The 19,790-nt window shown below is 65.1% G+C and carries 16 protein-coding genes; 12 read left to right on the top strand and 4 right to left on the bottom strand.

Annotated elements, in window-relative coordinates; all coding sequences use genetic code 11:
• Positions 1-126 precede the first annotated feature (126 nt).
• The 6 genes from accC to R2676_RS03295 all read left to right on the top strand — a co-directional run bounded on the left by accC (position 127) and on the right by R2676_RS03295 (position 6,053).
• Positions 127-1,494 (top strand): acetyl-CoA carboxylase biotin carboxylase subunit, encoded by a 1,368-nt coding sequence (gene accC / locus R2676_RS03270; RefSeq protein WP_102066841.1) that lies wholly within the window; start codon positions 127-129, stop codon positions 1,492-1,494.
• Positions 1,491-2,387 (top strand): 50S ribosomal protein L11 methyltransferase, encoded by an 897-nt coding sequence (prmA, locus tag R2676_RS03275; protein ID WP_206274315.1) that lies wholly within the window; start codon positions 1,491-1,493, stop codon positions 2,385-2,387. Before accC ends, prmA begins: the two co-directional genes overlap by 4 nt.
• 96 nt (positions 2,388-2,483) lie before the next feature.
• Positions 2,484-3,926, top strand: a complete 1,443-nt coding sequence (locus tag R2676_RS03280) for a DUF3426 domain-containing protein (protein WP_206274316.1) — start codon at positions 2,484-2,486, stop codon at positions 3,924-3,926.
• Positions 3,927-4,047: 121 nt separating this feature from the next.
• Positions 4,048-4,548 (top strand): thiol peroxidase, encoded by a 501-nt coding sequence (gene tpx / locus R2676_RS03285; RefSeq protein WP_027680357.1) that lies wholly within the window; start codon positions 4,048-4,050, stop codon positions 4,546-4,548.
• 92 nt (positions 4,549-4,640) lie between these two features.
• Positions 4,641-5,576 (top strand): carbohydrate kinase family protein, encoded by a 936-nt coding sequence (locus R2676_RS03290; RefSeq protein WP_147214585.1) that lies wholly within the window; start codon positions 4,641-4,643, stop codon positions 5,574-5,576.
• 9 nt (positions 5,577-5,585) lie between these two features.
• Complete coding sequence (locus R2676_RS03295; protein ID WP_009241557.1) at positions 5,586-6,053, top strand: outer membrane lipoprotein; 468 nt, start codon at positions 5,586-5,588, stop codon at positions 6,051-6,053.
• Between the two features lie 250 nt (positions 6,054-6,303).
• Here the strand turns inward: R2676_RS03295 and R2676_RS03300 are convergent, their stop codons facing one another.
• The gene (locus R2676_RS03300; protein ID WP_004632965.1) at positions 6,304-6,879 is read right to left on the bottom strand and encodes a histone H1-like DNA-binding protein; all 576 of its coding nucleotides are present in this window, start codon (positions 6,877-6,879) and stop codon (positions 6,304-6,306) included.
• 1,013 nt (positions 6,880-7,892) lie between these two features.
• On the opposite strand from R2676_RS03300, the gene R2676_RS03305 reads away from it, so the two are divergent.
• The 6 genes from R2676_RS03305 (at position 7,893) to R2676_RS03330 (ending at position 13,903) form a co-directional block, all read left to right on the top strand.
• Positions 7,893-8,123, top strand: coding sequence for a hypothetical protein (locus R2676_RS03305; RefSeq protein WP_206274317.1), 231 nt, complete (start codon positions 7,893-7,895; stop codon positions 8,121-8,123).
• 493 nt (positions 8,124-8,616) lie between these two features.
• Entirely contained in the window at positions 8,617-9,417 is an 801-nt protein-coding gene (locus R2676_RS03310) for a collagen-like triple helix repeat-containing protein (protein ID WP_206274318.1), read from the top strand.
• Positions 9,418-9,549: 132 nt separating this feature from the next.
• Positions 9,550-10,710, top strand: a complete 1,161-nt coding sequence (locus R2676_RS03315) for a collagen-like triple helix repeat-containing protein (RefSeq protein ID WP_316856591.1) — start codon at positions 9,550-9,552, stop codon at positions 10,708-10,710.
• A gap of 66 nt (positions 10,711-10,776) precedes the next feature.
• Positions 10,777-11,232, top strand: coding sequence for a DUF2147 domain-containing protein (locus tag R2676_RS03320; protein ID WP_206272189.1), 456 nt, complete (start codon positions 10,777-10,779; stop codon positions 11,230-11,232).
• Positions 11,233-11,557: 325 nt separating this feature from the next.
• A complete protein-coding gene (locus R2676_RS03325; protein ID WP_206272190.1) occupies positions 11,558-12,898 on the top strand; it encodes a peroxidase in 1,341 nt (446 codons plus the stop codon).
• 108 nt (positions 12,899-13,006) lie between these two features.
• Positions 13,007-13,903: an EamA family transporter gene (locus R2676_RS03330; RefSeq protein WP_206272191.1), complete on the top strand. Its 897-nt coding sequence runs from the start codon at positions 13,007-13,009 to the stop codon at positions 13,901-13,903.
• On the opposite strand, the gene R2676_RS03335 is transcribed toward R2676_RS03330, so the two are convergent.
• The 3 genes from R2676_RS03335 to R2676_RS03345 all read right to left on the bottom strand — a co-directional run bounded on the left by R2676_RS03335 (position 13,900) and on the right by R2676_RS03345 (position 19,455).
• On the bottom strand, positions 13,900-14,982 hold the full coding sequence (locus R2676_RS03335; RefSeq protein ID WP_206272192.1) for a M14 family metallopeptidase: 1,083 nt from the start codon (positions 14,980-14,982) through the stop codon (positions 13,900-13,902). The genes R2676_RS03330 and R2676_RS03335 overlap by 4 nt on opposite strands.
• 163 nt (positions 14,983-15,145) lie before the next feature.
• Positions 15,146-16,354, bottom strand: a complete 1,209-nt coding sequence (locus tag R2676_RS03340; RefSeq protein WP_102066852.1) for a ribonucleotide-diphosphate reductase subunit beta — start codon at positions 16,352-16,354, stop codon at positions 15,146-15,148.
• 116 nt (positions 16,355-16,470) lie between these two features.
• The gene (locus tag R2676_RS03345; RefSeq protein ID WP_206272194.1) at positions 16,471-19,455 is read right to left on the bottom strand and encodes a ribonucleoside-diphosphate reductase subunit alpha; all 2,985 of its coding nucleotides are present in this window, start codon (positions 19,453-19,455) and stop codon (positions 16,471-16,473) included.
• Positions 19,456-19,790 lie beyond the last annotated feature (335 nt).

A 19,790-nucleotide genomic window follows, 5' to 3' on the forward strand; every position in this document is an offset into this window, starting at 1 on the left:
GGCATCCGACCCTCATCGTGCGGCGCGCAGCGTGCCGCATCCGAGCGCGAGCCGGCGCACAAGGGCTGCCACTGAGCGCAGCCCGGCCACAGCGCCCTCGCCTCTCCTTTTTGTAGCGAGAACACGATGTTCGACAAGATCCTGATCGCGAATCGCGGCGAGATCGCTCTTCGCATCCAGCGCGCCTGCCGCGAACTCGGCATCAAGACCGTGGTGGTCTATTCCGAGGCGGACAAGGAAGCCAAATACGTCAAGCTGGCCGACGAAGCCGTTTGTATCGGCCCGGCACCGTCGCCGCTGTCGTACCTCAACATGCCGGCCATCATCTCGGCCGCCGAGGTGACCGACGCACAGGCCATCCACCCCGGCTACGGCTTCCTTTCGGAAAACGCCGACTTTGCCGAGCGTGTGGAGCAATCCGGCTTCACCTTCATCGGCCCGACGCCCGAATCGATCCGCCTGATGGGCGACAAGGTCTCGGCCAAGCAGGCGATGATCAAGTCCGGCGTGCCGTGCGTGCCGGGCTCGGAAGGCGCTCTCTCGGAAGATCCGAAGGAAATCCTGGCAACGGCCAAGAAAGTCGGCTATCCGGTGATCATCAAGGCAGCTGGCGGCGGCGGTGGCCGTGGCATGCGCGTGGTGCACACCGAGGCCGCGCTGATCAACGCCGTCAACATGACCCGCGAAGAAGCCGGCCGCGCCTTCGGCAATCCGGAAGTCTATATGGAGAAGTTCCTGGAGCATCCGCGCCACGTGGAAATCCAGGTTCTGGCCGACCAGCACCGCAACGCCATCTGGCTGGGCGAGCGCGATTGCTCCATGCAGCGCCGCCACCAGAAGGTGATCGAGGAAGCGCCGGCACCGCACATTCCGCGCCGCCTGATCGAACGCATTGGCGACCGCTGCGCCGAGGCCTGCAAGAAGATCGGCTACCGCGGCGCCGGCACGTTCGAGTTCCTGTATGAGAACGGCGAGTTCTACTTCATCGAAATGAACACGCGCGTGCAGGTCGAACACCCGGTCACGGAAATGATCACGGGCGTCGACATCGTGCAGGAGCAGATTCGCGTGGCGGCCGGCGAAAAGCTGCGCTTCCGCCAGAAGGACATCACGCTCAAGGGCCACGCCATCGAGTGCCGCATCAACGCGGAAGATCCGTTCAAGTTCACGCCGTCGCCGGGCCGCATCACGTCGTGGCACGTGCCGGGTGGCCCGGGCGTCCGCGTGGATTCGCACGCCTACAACGGCTACTTCGTGCCGCCCAATTACGACTCGATGATCGGCAAGGTCATCACGTACGGCGCCACGCGCGAGCAGGCCATCGCCCGCATGCGCATCGCCCTGTCGGAAATGGTGGTGGAAGGCATCCAGACCAACGTGCCGCTGCACCGCGACCTGATGCTCGACGCCAACTTCGTTGAGGGCGGCACCGACATCCACTACCTGGAGCACCGTCTGGCGCAACAGGAAGTGGCCAAGGGTGGCGGCAAGTGACGTACCGCGAATGCGTGCTCGAAGTGGCGCGTGACGACGCTGAAGCGTTGTCCGAAGCCCTGTTTGATCTCGGCGCGCTGTCGGTCTCGGTGGAAGACGCCGATGCCGACACGCCTGAAGAGCAACCGCTCTTTGGCGAGCCCGGCCACGAACCGACACGCCTGGCGTGGAACCGCTCGCGCGTGGTTGCGCTGCTCGCCGACGATGCCGATCCGGCGTTGCTGGTGGCAGCCGCAGCCAACGAGATCAACCTCTCGCCGCTGCCTGCGTACACCGTGCGCGAAGTCGAAGAGCAGGACTGGGTGCGCGTGACGCAATCGCAGTTCGAGCCGATCCATATTGGTGAGCACATCTGGGTCGTGCCGTCCTGGCACGACGCGCCGGAACCCGACGCCGTGGTGCTGGAACTGGACCCCGGCCTCGCGTTCGGCACCGGCAGCCACCCGACCACGCGCCTGTGCATGGAATGGCTGGAACAGCACGTGCAACCCGGCGAACGCACGCTCGACTACGGTTGCGGCTCCGGCATTCTGGCCATCGTCGCCAAGAAGCTCGGCGCCGGAGAAACCGTCGGTGTCGACATCGATCCGAACGCCGTCGAAGCCTCGCGCTACAACGCCGAGCGCAACCACGTCGAAGCCACGTTTGCCCTGCCCGACGACGCACCGGAAGGCACGTTCGATCTGGTCGTCGCCAACATCCTGTCGAACCCGCTCAAGCTGATGTCAGCCATGCTATGTGCACGCGTGCGCCCGGGCGGCCGGTTGATCCTGTCTGGCGTGCTCGAGCGCCAAGCCGAAGAAGTGGCGGCCGCGTATGCCTCCGCCATTCCGCTCAAGGTGTGGCGCGCACGTGACGGCTGGGTCTGCCTGCATGGTGTGAAGCCCGCGTAATTCCACGGTATTGCGCGCCAGCGCCACCTGCAAAGGTCGACGCTGGCGCCGCTGTCTGCAATACTCGCGCGGTCGGCTTTTTTCTTCTCGTCCCGCATGGCAACTGCGCCACAAGCTGCGCCACGTTTGGCCGCCCGCTGTCCCAACTGTCAAACCGCATTCCGCGTTGTCGCCGATCAACTGCGGCTGCGCGGCGGGCTCGTCCGTTGCGGGCGCTGCAATCACGTCTTCGATGGCCGCGATCATCTGATCGAACTGGGCGCCGTAGCCACGCCTGCGGCGCCGGCGGCCGAGGCACCGCAGCCTCCGCAATCGCCGGAACCCGCCGCCCGCGTTGCGCCACTCGCCCCGTCAGCCGCTCCTGAACCCGAAGCGCCCGCAGTGCCATCTGCCGCAGAGGACGATCACGGCTTCGGCATGACGCTGATCTGGGAAGAAGACGTTCCTGAAGAAGGCGTCGCGGAAGTCCATCTGGGGGAAGTTGAAGGCGCAACACCGGTGCCTGACGTGCCATCCACCGCACCCGACACGCGTCCACTCCCCGACGAAGTACCCATCGAGCCCGAGTTAGAGCCAGCCGCTGAACCGACGCAGGAAACACGACCGCCGGAACCGCCAGCGCCGCCCGCCGATCCATTCCACGGCCTGCCGCCCATTCGCGACCTCGACGACGAGGAAGACGCGTTCGCGGCAGCCGTACCCAAGCAGCCGTCAGCTGACTTGCCGGTGGAACCGGCCATCACGCCCGCGCCGGCTCCGGCAGTGGCGACGGTCGCGGCTGCAGCGGTCTCGGCCCCTGCAAAGCTTGAGGCGGAGAAGCACGATTCGGTCTGGATGCGTCACGAAACCGATCCGCATACGCTTTTTGCGCCGGTGCCGCGCCGTCATGGCCTCGCACGCCGCACGCAAGCCGAGCCGGCGGGCCCGACGCCGCAGCGCACGCTGACCGGCGCGCCGCGTCCGCGCAAGGTGCGGGGGCCGAACCACGGTGTCTCTGCCGCGACGCTGGACTTCTTGCGCGCCGCGCAAGCCCGCGAGCAAACACGCAAAACGACGGGACGCCGCGCACTGGCGCGCGTTGCGATCGGCCTGCTGGCGGTGGCGGCCGTGCTGCAACTGCTCTTCCTGGCACGGGCCGAGATCGCCCGACGGGCGCCGTCCACACGCCCGATGTTGGAAGCCCTGTGCCAGCCGTTGCATTGCACGATTGCGCCACCGCGTGACCTCGATGCGCTGCAGATCGAATCGTCGCAACTGCAGCGGCAGGAAGGCGACGCGGCCGACCAGTACGTGCTGACGGCGACGCTGCGCAACCGCGCCGGCGGCCCCATCGCCCTGCCGGCCATCGAACTGGTCACGACCGATCTGCAGGACCAGCTGCTCTCGCGCCGCGCCCTGCTGCCCAGCGACTACCTCAACCCGAGCGACAGTGCATACAGCAAGTCAGGGCTGCCCGCCCGCGCTGAACTACCGATTCGGGTACGATTCCAGTCCCAGCGCCCGACGGCCAACTACCGGGTCCTGATTTTTTACCCCTGAGTTTTCATCCTGGCTTAGAGCCGCTAACAAGATTCTGCCGGCCCGGCATGCCGACGCAGATGCCCACGAGGATCTTGTTAGCGGCTTTTCCCCAACACGCATCAAAGGAAGGAGTAACACCATGGCAAACGTGACCCTTGGCGGCAACCCGATCGAAGTCGGCGGCCAATTCCCGACCGCAGGCTCGAAGGCTCCGGCATTCACGCTGGTCGGCGCAGACCTGAAGGACGTCTCGCTCGCTGACTTTGCCGGCAAGCGCAAGGTTCTGAACATCGTGCCGAGCCTGGACACCCCGGTGTGCGCCACCTCCACGCGCAAGTTCAACGAAGCCGCCGCCAAGCTGGATAACACGGTCGTGCTGTCCATCTCCGCCGACCTGCCGTTCGCAGCCGGCCGCTTCTGCACCACCGAAGGCATCGCAAACGTGAAGCCGCTGTCGACCTTCCGCGACAAGGGTTTCAAGCAAGCCTACGGCGTCGACATCACGTCGGGCCCGCTGGCTGGCGTGACCGCCCGCGCCGTGGTCGTGCTCGACGCCAACGACACCGTCCTGTACTCGCAACTCGTGCCCGAGATCAAGGACGAGCCGAACTACGACGCCGCCCTGGCTGCGCTGAAGTAAGCTGAACTGACTGCATCGAGACCGGCTTTCGGTCTCTCGTTCATCACACGGCCGTCCACTGGGCGGCCGCGTCATATCTGGAGTGCTTGAATATGGCCAGCGTGATCTGCGGCTCGGTTGCCTACGACACCATCATGACGTTCGACGGACACTTCCGCGAACACATCCTGCCCGACAAAATCCACATCCTGAACGTCTCGTTTCTGGTGCCGACCATGCGCCGCGAGTTCGGTGGCTGCGCAGGCAACATCGCCTACACGCTGAAGATGCTCGGCGGCGAGCCCATCATCATGGGCACGGTCGGCCAGGATGCGGGCCCGTATCTGGACTACCTGAAAAAGCTCGGCATCTCGACGGCGCATATCACGGAGGTTCCGGACACGTTCACCGCGCAGGCGATGATCACGACCGACCGCGACAACAACCAGATCACCGCCTTCCACCCAGGCGCGATGAGCCATTCGAGCATCAATTCGGTCAAGAATGCACTGCCGGCAAGGCTCGGCCTGGTGGGCCCCGACAGCCGCGAAGGCATGCTCCACCACGCCACCCAATTTGCCGAATCGGGCGTGCCTTTCATCTTCGATTTGGGCCAGGCAATGCCGCTGTTTGACGGCGCCGACCTGCGCCACTTCGTTGAACTCGCCAGCTACGTGGTGGTCAATGACTACGAAGCGCAGGTCATGCTGTCACGCACGGGCTACAGTGCGGCAGAACTTGCGCAGCGCGTCGAAGCTTACATCGTCACGCGCGGGGAAGAAGGGGCGGAGATTTACGCCGGCGGCAAGCAGTACACTATTCCGGTCGTGCCGGCCGAACGTGTGGTCGACCCGACCGGATGCGGCGACGCCTTCCGCGGCGGCCTGCTCTACGGCATCGAGAATGGCCTGGACTGGGATACCACCGGCCGCCTCGCCAGCCTGATGGGCTCACTCAAGATCGCTTGCCAAGGCCCGCAGAATCACGGCCTGCCCGTCGACGAGATTGCGCGACGCTTTGAATCCGCTTTCGGGTATCGGTATCAATAAGGAACGAACATGAAACCCATCTATCGCATCGGCGCCGCGACTCTGCTGGTCGCCGCCCTTGGCCTGCAAGGCTGCGCCATGGGCACCAACTCCAACAGCGCCTACACCTCGGGGCAGGCGCAGCGCGAGCAGACCGTGCGCTTCGGTACGGTAGATTCCGTGCGCAATGTCGTGATCGATCGTGAGCAGACCGGCGTTGGCACCATTGCCGGCGGCGCGATCGGCGGCATCGGTTCGGCTGCAGCCATCGGGCGCGGCAACGGCTCGGTGGCGGCGGGTGTGCTCGGTGCGATTCTCGGCGGCGTTGCAGGCAGCGCGCTCGAAGGTCAGATGAACAAGCGGCCTGGCCTCGAAATCACCGTCAAGCTCGACAACGGCGAGTACCGCGCCATCACGCAAGACGCGGACGAGGCGTTCCGCCCTGGCGAGCGCGTGCGCCTGCTGTCATCGGGCGGCGTGACGCGCGTCACGCACTGATCGAGCGCACTCGGCTGATAGGCCGAGGGTTCATCGGAAATACCGCATAGGCATCGCGCCGGTGCGGTTTTTTTATGCTCGCGAGAAACGTATGCGCACGCGCGAGCAAGAAAAAGCCCGCCGGGGCGTGAGCCGATCGGCGGGCGGTGCAAGACACCAAGGCCTTGCGGACCGGATACGCAGTATCCGATCAGGTGGGCGCGACTTGCGCGCCGCTGTGGTCCCGGAGGATCACCGTCGTCAGAATGACTTACGGACGGTTGCCGGTCGGGAACGGCCATGCCGCAGCCGGGTTCAGCGCGGTCTTGGCAGCGGGTGCAGCAGGTGCAGCGGCCGGAGCAGCAGCGGGCTTGGCGACGGCCTTCTTGGCCGGAGCCTTCTTCGCAGCAGGCTTGGCGGCAGCCTTCTTGGCAGCCGGGGCCTTCTTCGCAGCAGCCTTCTTCGCAGCAGGCTTGGCAGCAGCCTTCTTGGCAGCCGGGGCCTTCTTGGCCGCAACCTTCTTCACTGCGGCTTTCTTGGCCGGAGCCTTCTTGGCTGCAACCTTCTTCACTGCAGCTTTCTTGGCCGGGGCCTTCTTCGCTGCAACCTTCTTCACTGCAGCTTTCTTGGCCGGAGCCTTCTTGGCTGCAACCTTCTTCACTGCAGCTTTCTTGGCCGGAGCCTTCTTGGCAGCGACCTTCTTAGCTGCAACCTTCTTGGCCGGGGCCTTCTTAGCGGCCGGAGCAGCCTTCTTTGCAGCAGCCTTCTTGGCGGCCGGAGCCTTCTTTGCAGCGGCCTTCTTGGCCGGGGCCTTGGCGGCCGGTTTCTTCTTAGCAGCAGTTGCCATGGGAAACTCCTTCAAGATTGGGTATCGAACTATCGAGATTGAGCAACCCGACCGGCCCGATCCCACGATGCATTGGCACCGCCAGACCAACCGAGCGAGCGATTCATCGGCGCGCCACCAAACGGCAGTCGCACGCTAATGAATTCGGTAGGAAGATCTGCGACTTGCGCGGTGCACACACGCAGCAAGTTGCACGCCCCGGTTGCGCGCACGAGCGCAGCCGCAGTCGGCCGGACAGAATGCATCCGGCGAGTCTTCATCAATTGAGAGGACCGGGGCATCGTGGCCACACCGGTCGAAATCTGATCTTGCGCGAATCGCTGCGTAGACCGCAAAGCCGCTTGCAGCGTGACTTTGCGGACAGCGAAAAACTGGAGAGCGCGCGTTTTCTTTTGGGGGTAGTACGCCCATCCCGACGGGGGGATCGCAGAGACGGCACCGAGTTCAAACAGCCCTGTCGGCGTGGCGTGCATCAAAGTGGTTACGCTCCTCGACTACCTTTCACTTGCCGCTTGGAACTTCATCGTCGTTGATCGCGCGAAGGTCCCTTGCATCGAAGTCAACGTCTTGTCAAGGCGAATCATAATTCGTTTGCGCGGTGATGTTAAGAGATTTATGCAAAAAGCGCGGCGAGTTTTGGTGAAGGATTGCGCTGCGTCTGTGCGTCGCTGCGATTCGCATCGCGCATGCGCGCAGATCGCTGTCGCGAATGCGCATTTTCTTGCGTCGTGACATCACGTTGCGACGTTGCTCCGTGTTGACACACGCGTCCCGCAAACCCAGTGTTCATGCCGGTTTACAGCAACACGCGACGTTGTGCGCGTGTGCATCACGAACTCGTGCGCGCGGCTCGTGCGTATTCGGCATCGTCGTGCGCGACGACGCGCGAGCTGCGCGATGCGCGTCGAAAAAAACGATGCGTAGATGCGACAACGCGCGCGAATTTTTCGCACTGAACACGTCGATACGCGGGCGATCAGTGCGATCGACGCGTGCATATCGACGTGCGAAGGATGTCGATCGACGCTGCTGACACATCGCGCTCACCTTCGATCGCCACCGCGCGATGTCGATGCGATTGCGAAGACCGACTGCATGCGTGCAGCACCCGCAAATCGCGTGCCGCGCATCCGATGCGCGAGGTCGCCGCGATGGGCCGAAGCATCGACGCGTGCATGAGCGCGACATCGATCCGCGCACGCGGGATGGATGCCGATGCATGCGACGCTGACATCGGATCGTGACGATGCCGAACTGCATGCGCGCACGACGTCGATAGCGCGACCCGCACGTGCTCATCCGAGCGTCGATCGCGGGAAAACCCTGCTCAGCAACCGCTGAAAACTTCACGCAATCGCGTTTGAAACGACGCTGTTTTACGACGATAGAAGGATTGTTCTACGGCAATCCACGGGCCATTTTTGCTGCGCCCCTGCCGTCCGAAGAATGGCTTGCAGCGACGTTTTATTCGGGATCGATCTCCCAAATTGCTGCGACCGCAAATCCGGGTGTCAGGTTGGCGCTGATTGTCATGCCATTCGGTTTCACTTCACGATCCGCTCACCACATCAGCACGGCATCGATCGCGCGGTGTGGCACGGGCCTGCGCGTGGCCCGTGACAAGACAGGGAGGTCGTCGCCAACCCCACATGGCTGACGACGACAAACCCGACGAGCAAAGAGCGCAAGACAGAAGGGGGCCAACAAGCGTTCTGTTCTGAGTAGTGGAGGCACAAGATGCGCGATCGAGCGTTCTTGTCGAAATCGAATCCGCCGAAGTGCGGACTGTTCATGCAGTGCATGCTGGCGACGGCATCGCTCGCCATGTTGGCCGGTTGCGCGAATTCGGGCAGCGGCGACATGGGCGCCTCGCTTGGCGGCGGCAGCGATTCGCAATCCAAGCCGGCGATCGCGGCATCGAGTTCGCCCACGTGGTCGAACGGCAGCAGCAACGGCAGCAATGCAACGGGTGGCACCGGCTCGACCGGCAACACGCCCATCGCGACGCTGACCGGCCCTGTCGAACAACTGACGACCACCACCATCACCGCCATCGTGCCGCTCACCAGCGCGTTGACTTCCACCACGCAAGCCGTGGGGGCCGCAACAGGATTGGGCGCTCCGGTGAGCAACGTGCTGGCGACGCTGGGTGGTGCGCTCGGCAGCGAGGGACGCACGATCACGACGGCCGGCAAGGGCGATGCGCTGGTGTCGACGCTGGGCAACACGGTGGGCGCGCTCGGATCGCTCACCAGTGGGCTATCGACGGTGGTCGCACCGGCGACGCCATCGGCAACGGGCAGTGCTCCGGCAGGTGCGTTGAACGGTGCGCTCGGTGGTGCGCTGGCGCCGGTCACGACGGCCGTCAGTTCGTTGACGGCGGGGTTGCCTGGTGCTGGCGCGCTCGGCTCGGTTGGCGCAGTCGGCAGCGGCGGCGCCGCGGCAGGTCCGCTGGGCGGATTGAGCGGCGTCAGTACAACGGTGGGCGGTTTGGTTGGCGGTGTGCTGTCGGGTGTGACATCCGGCGCGCATCACTAGCCACCGCTCGGTAGAACTTTCTTTGCATTCGACGGCAAACGCAGGCGGATGCAACCCGCTGGACGCCAGATGCGCGTTCTTCTGACCCGGCGGTGACACGCGGTACGGGCCGCGCTTACAAGGAGACTCACCATGAAGATTCAGAACCCGCTCCACGCTTCTTCCTCCGATTCGCTGTCGATGGTTTCAGCATCGCGCACGCTGCTGGCGGCAGCTGCAGTGGCCGTGCTGACGCTGGCCGGTTGCGCTTCGGGAGGCAACCCGAACGGCGATACGACACCGTCGTCGTCCGCCAACAACGATCCCGGCGCGGTACCGGTCGGCAACGTCGCCGGCGGCGGTGGCAACGTCGTCACGCAGACCGGCAAGACGGTCAGCGATCTCGGCACGACCATCGGCACGGCGTCGGTGCCCGTCATCGGCGGCACGGCGGCGCAGAAGGATCTGGGTGCGACCGTCACCTCGGCCGGCAACACGGTGCAGACATTGGGCGGCGGCATCAGCAATGGGCTCGGCAAGATCGGCTCGACACCGGACCCGGTCGGCACCACGGTGCAAAGCTCGGGTGACGTGATCCGCTCCGCCGGGGTGACGGTCGGCAACGCGGGGCAGACCGTCTCGGATCTGGGTGCCGCCGGCAGCCCGCTGGCGCCGCTGAATCCGGTGACGTCGCCGGTGGGCAGCGGTGTGTCCGCGCTGGGCCAGGTGATGCAGGGTGCTGGCGGGCTCGTCACGATTGGCACGTCGAGCGGCCCGGTGCAGCAGATCACGCAGCAGACCAGCAACGCGATCGTGCCGCTGTCGTCGCAGCTCGTGAACGGCACGCAGACGGTCGGCAGCGCGACGATGCTCGGCGGCCCGCTGGCCGGTGCGCTGAATACAGTGGGCGGCGGCCTGCAGAGTGCCGGCGCGCAAGTCGGCGCAGCCGGCGGCAACCCGCTCACGCGTGACGTGGGCGGTGTGGTCGGCGCTGTTGGCGGCACGGTGGCGAGTGCCGGCGGCCTGGTCAACGGCGGCAGCGGCGGCGGCTCGACGAATCCGCTGGCGCCGATCACCGGCGCGCTGGGCGGCGGCCTCGGCGGTGGCAGCAATCCGCTCGCCCCGGTGACGGGTGCGCTGTCGGGTGGCGGCAGCAATCCGCTGGCGCCGGTCACGAGCGCACTGACCGGCGCCGCCGGCAGCGGCAACCCGCTCGCCCCGATCACTAATGCGCTGGGTGGCGTCACGAACGCCGCCGGCGGCTCCGGCAGCAATCCGCTGTCACCCCTGACCGGTGCGTTGAGCGCGCATTGATCCCTGCGCTGGCATCACCGATCAGCCCTCACCAATTTTTTTGCCTGACAACAAGGAGACTCCACGATGCAACATACCCCCCACACTCTCGCGCGCCTGGCTGGCGCACTGGCCCTCGCACTGGCAGCTGGCAGCACCTTCGCGCAAGCCACCCCCGCCGGTACCTGGAAGACCATCGACGACAACACGGGCAAACAAAAAGGCGAAGTGACGATCGTCGACAACGGCGGCACGTTCACGGGCAAGGTCACCAAGATCCTGGTGCCTGGCGACGAGAACAAGACCTGCACCAAGTGCACGGACGACCGCAAGGACCAGCCGATCAAAGGCCTGACGATCCTGACGGGCCTGAAGGCGAACGGCAACAACAACTGGGATGGCGGTCAGATCCTGGATCCGGAAAACGGCAAGGTCTACAGCGCGAAGATGTCGCTGTCGGAAGACGGTCAGAAACTGAACGTGCGCGGCTTCCTGGGCATCAGCCTGCTGGGCCGTACGCAGACCTGGATTCGCGAGCAGTGATCGCCCGCCGATAGCGAAAGCTAGCAAGACATCCCAACGCGCGGCGGTGCCCTCCCTCTGGGCGGGCGCCGTCTCTTCAGGCGCCGGTGCAAGCCGGCGCCTTCTTTTTTACGGAAATCTGCACAGCGCGCGCACGGCATCGCCATTAAAGAAGCCCTCTCCATCGCCGTTACACCGGTGTGGCGTCGCGAACCCGCGCGGCCCTGACCGCCGAGATTGCACGCCTGATTCCCCAACGAGGGGAGGGGCGCCGTGCCGTTCTCTGACGTGTCGCATGGTGCTATGCTGCGCGCCAGAGAACCGATAAAACCAAGTTGGAATAGCCATGCCCGAGCGCAACCGGCCGCCATTGAGGGGCCTTTTTGGCGCGATTGCCGGGTCGACCACCAGCGTCTATGCCGGAGCAGGAGACCCCGCCGGCGGCGCCCATGAGCCGATGTCCGGCGGCCGCTCCACTGCGGTGCGCGATGTCGCTGCACACGATCTGGCCAGCGATACCGCGCTGTGGCGTTTTGCGCTGGCCGCAGAGCACGGCGGCCGCGCGCCCCACCCCGACGCCACGTTGCGCGACGACCTGTCCGTCCTGCGCATCCTGCGCCACCCCGACGGCCTACGCTTGCTCCGGCAAGGACTGCGCGGTGCGTTCCCGGGATCGGCCCTGCGCCTCACCACTTTCTGGCCTGAAGAGCAACCGCATGCGTATCCCGCGCGCGCAGAATCGCGCCCAGCGGAATTCGGCGATCTGCTCGTCCTGATGCGCGTGCGCGGCGCGGTGCCGACGCTCGATTGCCGCGCGCTGTTTCTCACCAGCCGCCGCATCGACCAGCCCGACGATGCGCTCGACAAACACCACGCCCTGCCGCAGATCAACCTGTACGAAGGCTGGCCCGATTTCAACGTCTATGCGCGCTCGCCGATCAAGTCGCGCAACGCCACCTTCCTGGGCAAGTTCGATTTGTCGGCCGAGTTGGACCCGCTGCGCCGCGTCGGCCGCGACCAGCGCCAATGGCGCTACCTGACGCCCTGCACGGGCCTGCAACAGCATGCGCAATGGCCGGGCGCACGCCCGGCTTCGCCGCTGCAATGGCGCTGGCCTTCCGGCCCGCAAGCGGCTGGCGCTCCCACCTCTGGTTCGTTCACCGGCCTGCTGCGTCAGCTCGCACGGCCGGAAGGCCCCGGCGAAGACTGTTCCGCCGGCACCGACGTCCCGACGTGGGGCCGCCTCATCAACAAGCTGCTCGACCACAGCTGGGAAGTCGCCCCGAGCCACGCGCTCAAGAGCGGCAACATCAGTTCGCTGGCGTTCTGGACGCGGCTGCGCGGCTTCCTGACGGCGGAATACCTGCTCGGCTCGCACTCGCTGCAGAAAGGCTTTGGCGCGTCGTTGCAGTTCGAGATGGCCAACGGCCTGCAGGACATCGCCCGCGACGACTGGACGGCCACCACCGGCTTCGACCCCGAAGACCTCGACGTGCCCGGCGTGCGCGGCACGCTGCAGCGTATTGCGGCGTCCAAGCTGGCCGTCTTCGGCATGAGCGCCGAAGATCCGGCACCGCTCGCTGCACCGCGCCCGCAGCGTGGCGTGACCCCGCGCCCCGATGGCGAACGCGAAGGCCAGCGCGTGCTGCTGATCGACGTGATCCGCCCCAGCGCAGCCGCCCTGTAAGCCTGCCAATTCGATAAAAAGCGACGCCCACGCCGCCGAGAACGCAACGATTTCTCGGCGGTGCGCGGCTATGCTGTGGCGTTCTCTGCTGCGCCTCCGCTGTCGCTCATGTCTTCCGCTGCTTCCGCCTCCGCCACTTCCACGACGACGACCTCCCCCTGGATGCCCATCCTCGCGCTGATGGGCTCGATGGCCTCCGTGTGCCTCGGCAACTCGTTTGCCAAGACGCTGTTTCCGGTGCTGGGCGCCGCGGGCACGGTCACGTATCGGGTGACGATCGGCGCGGTGATCCTGCTGGCGTTCTGGCGGCCATGGCGCCTGCACCTGAGCCGCGCAGATGCGGGCAGCATCGCGCTGTACGGCGTCACGCTGGCGAGCATGAACCTGCTGTTCTACCTGTCGCTGCAGCGGCTGCCGATCGGCATTGCAATCGCCATCGAGTTCACGGGGCCGCTGGTGCTGGCCGTGCTGCTGTCGCGCCGGGCGCTGGATTTCGTGTGGATCGGGCTAGCGGTGGCTGGCCTGCTGATGCTGACGGTGGCCGACAAGTCGGTCGGACAGGTCGACCACCTGGGCGCTATTTATGCGCTGGCCGCCGGCGTGTGCTGGGCGCTCTACATCCTGACGGGCAAGAACCTCGGTGGCCTGCATGCGGGCCAGGCGACGTCGATCGGCATGGTGGTCGGTGCGCTGTTTGCGATTCCGTTTGGCGTGGCGCAGGCGGGGTCGGCGTTGCTCGCACCCTCGCTCATTCTGGCGGGACTCGGGATCGGGCTGCTCTCAAGCGCGATTCCGTATTCGCTCGAGATGGTGGCGCTCAAGCATCTGCCGGGCAAGACGTTTTCCGTGCTGCTGAGCCTGGAGCCCGCCATCGGCGCCCTGGCAGGGGCGATCGTGCTGCAGGAGCAACTCACCGGGCGCCAGTGGGTGGCGATCCTGGCCATCATCGCTGCGTCGGCCGGATGCGCGCTGACGGTGCGGGCTCCCAAGCCCGTCCAAGGCTAGCCGGAACACCGCGCCACGGCTTGCAATACAGCCATGCGCGTCTGCGCGTAGACCATCCCCTTCCATTCCGGCACGTCGCAATAGAAGGCATCACGTAGCGCTTGGCGGATGCCGGCCCGCTGCGCGGCGCCCTGCTCCGGATGGCGATGCAGCCAGTGGTCCGCCCGCAGCGCCTGCAGCACTGCCAGCGGCGCGAGCGTGCCGAACTCCAGCGTGACGCAGGTCTTTTCGATGCCGGGCAGCAGTTCGTAGGCGATGCCCACGAGATCGCCCTTGACCACCGAAGAGACCGAACCGGCGGCGGCAATCGGCCGGACATCGGCGCCCCACGTGCGCATGGCGCGTTCAAGTTCGGCGGGATCAGGGCTGTTGAAGATCTTCTCGCCGTGGCCGTAGTGGCCGAGCCCGGTATGCAGATCGATCCACACCAGCTGCGACATGGCTGCCGCATGCCGCGACACGATCCCGCGCATCTGCAGCGTGCTCCAGCACGGCGCGCGGCCGCCGTAGAACATGCCGTCCGGCACGCGGTATTGGCCGCTCGTTGCGGCGTCTTGCAGGGCTTTCTCGCCGCGGGTGACCATGTAGTGCTGCAACGCTGCCTGGTCGGCCTGGCTGGGCGGCCATGTGTGCGGCAGCAGGAGCGGATCGACTTCCAGGTAGGCCGGATTGGCGGAAGCGGCCTCCGCAAAGTCGACGCTGTTGCGGTTCAGATCAACGTTGTCTTCATTCACGCGCCGCAAGTGCGCAAACCCATACGGATTGACCGCGTGCACCAGCAGCAGCGCGACCTTGGCAGATGCCAGCCGCGCGAAGAGTTCATCGTCTTGCAGCAAGCCGGTCTGGCAACCGGAGCCACAGAACCCCTCCACGCCATGGACGCCGGATGTGACGATCAGCAGCGCTTCAGCCTGCGCGGGCGCAAGCAGCGCAGTGTCGATGGAAAGCTGCTCGCCGGATGGCCCGACCGCATCCGGATGCAGATGGCGCTCGATGCGGAGCCCCCGGGCCTGCGCAGCAGCGAGGAACTTGCCGCGAGCTTCATCGTAGGTCTGCGAGAAGAAGGCTTCGACCGTCATGGCGGGATCCGGTGCAGTGATTGCCGCAGCCTGCCATGTCTGACAGGCGCGGCGCAATCGCACGCACGTGAATCGATCGCCCCAAATGCAAACAGGCGACGCGTGGTGCGTCGCCTGTCTACGTTGATGCCGGGTCGAACGAGTGTCGAGCGGCTAGCTCAGATCACTCCCAGGACAGCGCGCCGCCGGTCTGGTACTCGATCACGCGCGTCTCGAAGAAGTTGCGCTCCTTCTTCAGGTCGATCATTTCGCTCATCCACGGGAACGGGTTTTCTTCGTTCGGGAACAGCGCGTCCAGGCCGATCTGCTGGCAGCGGCGGTTGCAGATGAAGCGCAGGTAGCCCTTGAACATCGGTGCGTTCAGGCCCAGCACACCGCGCGGCATGGTGTCTTCTGCGTAGCGGTATTCCAGGTCGACGGCCTTCTTGAACAGCTCCGTGATCTCGGCCTTGAACTCGGCCGTCCAGAGGTGCGGGTTCTCCAGCTTGATCTGGTTGATGAGGTCGATACCGAAATTGCAGTGCAGCGACTCGTCGCGCAGGATGTACTGGTACTGCTCGGCAGCGCCGGTCATCTTGTTCTGACGGCCCATCGCCAGGATCTGCGTGAAGCCGACGTAGAAGAACAGGCCTTCCATGATGCAGGCGAAGACGATGAGCGACTTCAGCAGCTTCTGGTCGTTCTCGGGCGTGCCGGTCTTGAACGACGGATCGGTCAGCGTGTCGATGAACGGGATCAGGAACTCGTCCTTGTCGCGGATCGACTGCACCTCGTGGTACGCGTTGAAGATCTCGGCCTCGTTCAGGCCCAGCGATTCAACGATGTACTGGTACGCGTGCGTGTGGATCGCCTCTTCAAACGCCTGGCGCAGCAGGTACTGGCGGCATTCCGGCGCGGTGATCTGGCGGTACGTTCCCAGCACGATGTTGTTGGCGGCCAGCGAGTCGGCCGTCACGAAAAAGCCCAGGTTGCGCTTGATGATGCGGCGCTCGTCTTCGGTCAGACCGTTCGGGTCTTTCCACAGGGCGATGTCGCGGGACATGTTGATTTCCTGCGGCATCCAGTGGTTCGCGCAGCCGGCCAGGTACTTTTCCCAGGCCCACTTGTACTTGAACGGCACCAACTGGTTGACGTCGGTCGCGCCATTGATGACGCGCTTGTCGGCAGCGTTCACACGGCGGTTGCTCTGTGCGGCAGCGGCGTTCGGATTGTTGCCGAGGATGCCCGTGCCGGCGGCCTGCGTGGCCGACGGGGGCAGCACGCCGCCCTGATCGGCGGTGGCCGTTTGCAGCTGCGGCTGCGGTTGGTACACCGGCTGCGGCGCAGCCGAGGGTTGTGCGGCAGGTTTGACGTCGTCGTCCCAGCTCAGCATATGTGTTTCTCCTAATTCTTTGCGCGTCGCTCCCGCTCTTTCGGAGCGCGAGTCCAGTGTCGTGCAGATCCCGGCGCCCCCGCTTGCGCGGGAGCAACCTCAGACACTGTTTTGACTTATTGGCAGGCTTCGCATTCCTCGAAACCGGGGTCGCCCGGACGCATCGTGCACACGGCGCCTTCGGCTTCCGGCATCGCCTGGGCGGTGGCGGCAGCGGCATCTAGCGCGCTCGTCGGCGCGGCCGATGTCACGCCGGACGCACCCGCAGCCGATACACCGCCTACATCGCTACCCGACGACACCGCATTGAGCGTGCCGCGCGACACGGTCGACTTCTCGACGTGCGTGGCGCCGATCGTGCGCAGGTAATACGTGGTCTTCAGGCCACGCAGCCACGCCAGCTTGTACGTGTCGTCCAGCTTCTTGCCCGACGCGCCGGCCATGTAGATGTTCAGCGATTGCGCCTGGTCGATCCACTTCTGGCGGCGCGATGCAGCTTCCACCAGCCATTGCGGTTCCACTTCGAAGGCCGTTGCGTACAGGTCGCGCAGGTCTTGCGGGATGCGGTCGATGCGGGCCAGCGAGCCGTCGAAGTACTTCAGGTCGGCGACCATCACTTCGTCCCACAGGCCGCGTGCCTTCAGGTCGCGCACCAGGTAGTCGTTGACCACCGTGAACTCGCCCGACAGGTTCGACTTGACGTACAGGTTCTGGTACGTCGGCTCGATGCAAGCAGACACGCCGATGATGTTGGAGATCGTCGCCGTCGGGGCGATCGCCACGCAGTTCGAGTTGCGCATGCCGTACTGCTTGATGCGGCCGCGCAGGCTGTCCCAGTCCATCGTCGACGACATGTCGGCTTCGAGGTAGCCGCCGCGCTCTTCGGCCAGCAGCTTGAGCGAGTCTTGCGGCAGGATGCCGCGATCCCACAGCGAGCCCTTGTAGCTGCTGTAGCGGCCACGCTCTTCTGCCAGCTCGGTCGACGCCCAGTAGGCGTAGTAGCACACGGCTTCCATCGACGTGTCGGCAAACTGCACCGCTGCCTCGCTGGCATACGGCACGCGCAGCACGTGCAGCGCGTCCTGGAAGCCCATGATGCCCATACCGACCGGACGGTGGCGCAGGTTCGAGTCCCGTGCCTTCTTGACCGCGTAGTAGTTGATGTCGATCACGTTGTCGAGCATGCGCATGGCGGTGCGCACGGTCTTCTTCAGCTTCTCGTGATCGAGCACCACGCTGCCGTCGGCCTGCTTGACCAGGTGAGCGACCAGGTTGACCGAACCCAGGTTGCACACGGCGATTTCGCTGTCGTTGGTGTTCAGCGTGATTTCCGTGCACAGGTTGGAGCTGTGCACCACGCCCACGTGCTGCTGCGGGCTGCGGATGTTGCACGGATCCTTGAACGTGATCCACGGGTGGCCGGTTTCGAACAGCATGCCCAGCATCTTGCGCCAGAGTTGCAGCGCCGGCATCTTCTTGAAGAGCTTGATCTCGCCGCGCGCGACCTTGTCTTCGTAGGCCAGGTAGGCCTGCTCGAACGCCTTGCCGACCTTGTCGTGCAGGTCCGGGCAGGTGGACGGCGAGAACAGCGTCCACTCGCCACCTTCCATCACGCGCTTCATGAACAGGTCCGGAATCCAGTTGGCCGTGTTCATGTCGTGCGTGCGGCGGCGGTCGTCGCCGGTGTTCTTGCGCAGCTCCAGGAATTCTTCGATGTCCAGGTGCCACGTTTCCAGGTACGCGCAGACGGCGCCCTTGCGCTTGCCGCCCTGGTTCACGGCCACGGCCGTGTCGTTGACCACCTTCAGGAACGGCACCACGCCTTGCGACTTGCCGTTCGTACCCTTGATGTGCGAGCCGAGTGCGCGCACGTTGGTCCAGTCGTTGCCCAGGCCGCCGGCAAACTTGGAGAGCAGCGCGTTTTCCTTCAGCGCTTCGTAAATGCCGTCCAGGTCATCCGACACGGTGGTCAGGTAGCACGACGACAGCTGCGAGCGACGCGTGCCCGAGTTGAACAGCGTCGGCGTGCTCGACATGAAGTCGAACGACGACAGCAGCTGGTAGAACTCGATGGCGCGGGCTTCGCGGTCGATTTCGTTCAGCGCCAGGCCCATCGCCACACGCATGAAGAACGCCTGCGGCATCTCGATGCGGGTTTCGTTGATGTGCAGGAAGTAGCGGTCGTACAGCGTCTGCAGGCCGAGGTAGTTGAACTGGAAGTCGCGCGAGGCATCCAGCGCCGCGCCCAGGCGGGCCAGGTCGAACTGGGCCAGCTTGTCGTCGAGCAGCTCGGCGTTGATGCCGCGCTTGATGAACTGCGGGAAGTAGTCGACGTAGCGCGTGCTCATTTCCGCTTGCGTGACTTCTTCGCCGAGGATTTCGCGACGGATCGTGTGCAGCAGGATGCGCGCCGTGACCTGGCTGTACGCCGGGTCCTTTTCGATCAGGGTACGGGAGGCCAGGATGGCCGAGTCGTACACCTGCGTCATCGGCACGCCTTCATACAGGTTCTTGACCGTTTCCTTGAGGATCGGCTCCGAGTCCACCGCTTCGCCCAGACCTTCGCAGGCCGAGACGATCACGTTGCGCAGTGCCGCCATGTCCAGCGGGCGGGTGATGCCGCCGTCGGTCACGTTCAGGCCGATGAAGGCCGGTTGCTGCTGGGTTTCGCCGGCTTGTGCGCGCTCCTGGGCGCGGCGCTCGCGGTACAGCACGTAGGCGCGGGCCACGTCGTGCTCGCCCGAACGCATCAGGGCCAGTTCGACCTGGTCCTGCACGTCTTCGATATGGAACGTGCCGCCGTTCGGGCGGCTGCGCAGCAGTGCGCGCACGACGTTCTGCGTTTGTTGGTCGACCAGCTCGCGCACACGCGCGGAAGCAGCACCCTGCCCACCATTCACGGCGAGGAAAGCCTTGGTCATGGCCACGGCGATCTTCGAAGGCTCGAAGCTCACCACGGCGCCGTTGCGGCGAATGATCTTGTAGTCGGCAAGATTGACGCCGGAAGCGGTGCCGGGGGCCACGGCCGTGCCGCCAGCGCTTTGCGCAAATTGCGAAGGATTGGCGGTGCCGGAGTGGATTTCGGATTGGGCCGTCTGCATGTGGACTCCTGTTGAACCGTTCGTTTTATTGGCTCGCCGATGGTGAAACACCCTGGGCGAATCCTTGCGCTACGCGGAGAAATGAGACGGAAAAGACCCCTGCCTTTCCTCAGCCCCCAAGCGCCGGCTCGACCTGCCGTACGCCCGCCCCCGCGTGGCGCTGAAATAAGAATCCCGGAAAGCGACCACTACATCTAGTGTTCAACTCCGGGATTGACGCTAAGTATAGTGGCCCAATCGAATTTGCCTAGACTTGACAGGTGGGGGCGGAGGGCTATTTTTCACCCGCCAATGCAGTGCCGCAAACCCGCGACGCCAGTCTGCACAAAGGGTCG

This window comes from Ralstonia flatus (genome assembly GCF_958439105.1).
Lineage (GTDB): Bacteria > Pseudomonadota > Gammaproteobacteria > Burkholderiales > Burkholderiaceae > Ralstonia > Ralstonia flatus.

What these genes read in the sequence shown, in the direction of transcription:
- accC (WP_102066841.1), top strand. Translation starts at nt 127, where the DNA reads ATGTTCGACAAGATCCTGATCGCGAATCGCGGCGAGATCGCTCTTCGC.
- R2676_RS03280 (WP_206274316.1), top strand. Translation starts at nt 2,484, where the DNA reads ATGGCAACTGCGCCACAAGCTGCGCCACGTTTGGCCGCCCGCTGTCCC.
- tpx (WP_027680357.1), top strand. Translation starts at nt 4,048, where the DNA reads ATGGCAAACGTGACCCTTGGCGGCAACCCGATCGAAGTCGGCGGCCAA.
- R2676_RS03290 (WP_147214585.1), top strand. Translation starts at nt 4,641, where the DNA reads ATGGCCAGCGTGATCTGCGGCTCGGTTGCCTACGACACCATCATGACG.
- R2676_RS03295 (WP_009241557.1), top strand. Translation starts at nt 5,586, where the DNA reads ATGAAACCCATCTATCGCATCGGCGCCGCGACTCTGCTGGTCGCCGCC.
- R2676_RS03300 (WP_004632965.1), bottom strand. Translation starts at nt 6,879, where the DNA reads ATGGCAACTGCTGCTAAGAAGAAACCGGCCGCCAAGGCCCCGGCCAAG.
- R2676_RS03305 (WP_206274317.1), top strand. Translation starts at nt 7,893, where the DNA reads ATGTCGATCGACGCTGCTGACACATCGCGCTCACCTTCGATCGCCACC.
- R2676_RS03310 (WP_206274318.1), top strand. Translation starts at nt 8,617, where the DNA reads ATGCGCGATCGAGCGTTCTTGTCGAAATCGAATCCGCCGAAGTGCGGA.
- R2676_RS03315 (WP_316856591.1), top strand. Translation starts at nt 9,550, where the DNA reads ATGAAGATTCAGAACCCGCTCCACGCTTCTTCCTCCGATTCGCTGTCG.
- R2676_RS03320 (WP_206272189.1), top strand. Translation starts at nt 10,777, where the DNA reads ATGCAACATACCCCCCACACTCTCGCGCGCCTGGCTGGCGCACTGGCC.
- R2676_RS03325 (WP_206272190.1), top strand. Translation starts at nt 11,558, where the DNA reads ATGCCCGAGCGCAACCGGCCGCCATTGAGGGGCCTTTTTGGCGCGATT.
- R2676_RS03330 (WP_206272191.1), top strand. Translation starts at nt 13,007, where the DNA reads ATGTCTTCCGCTGCTTCCGCCTCCGCCACTTCCACGACGACGACCTCC.
- R2676_RS03335 (WP_206272192.1), bottom strand. Translation starts at nt 14,982, where the DNA reads ATGACGGTCGAAGCCTTCTTCTCGCAGACCTACGATGAAGCTCGCGGC.
- R2676_RS03340 (WP_102066852.1), bottom strand. Translation starts at nt 16,354, where the DNA reads ATGCTGAGCTGGGACGACGACGTCAAACCTGCCGCACAACCCTCGGCT.
- R2676_RS03345 (WP_206272194.1), bottom strand. Translation starts at nt 19,455, where the DNA reads ATGCAGACGGCCCAATCCGAAATCCACTCCGGCACCGCCAATCCTTCG.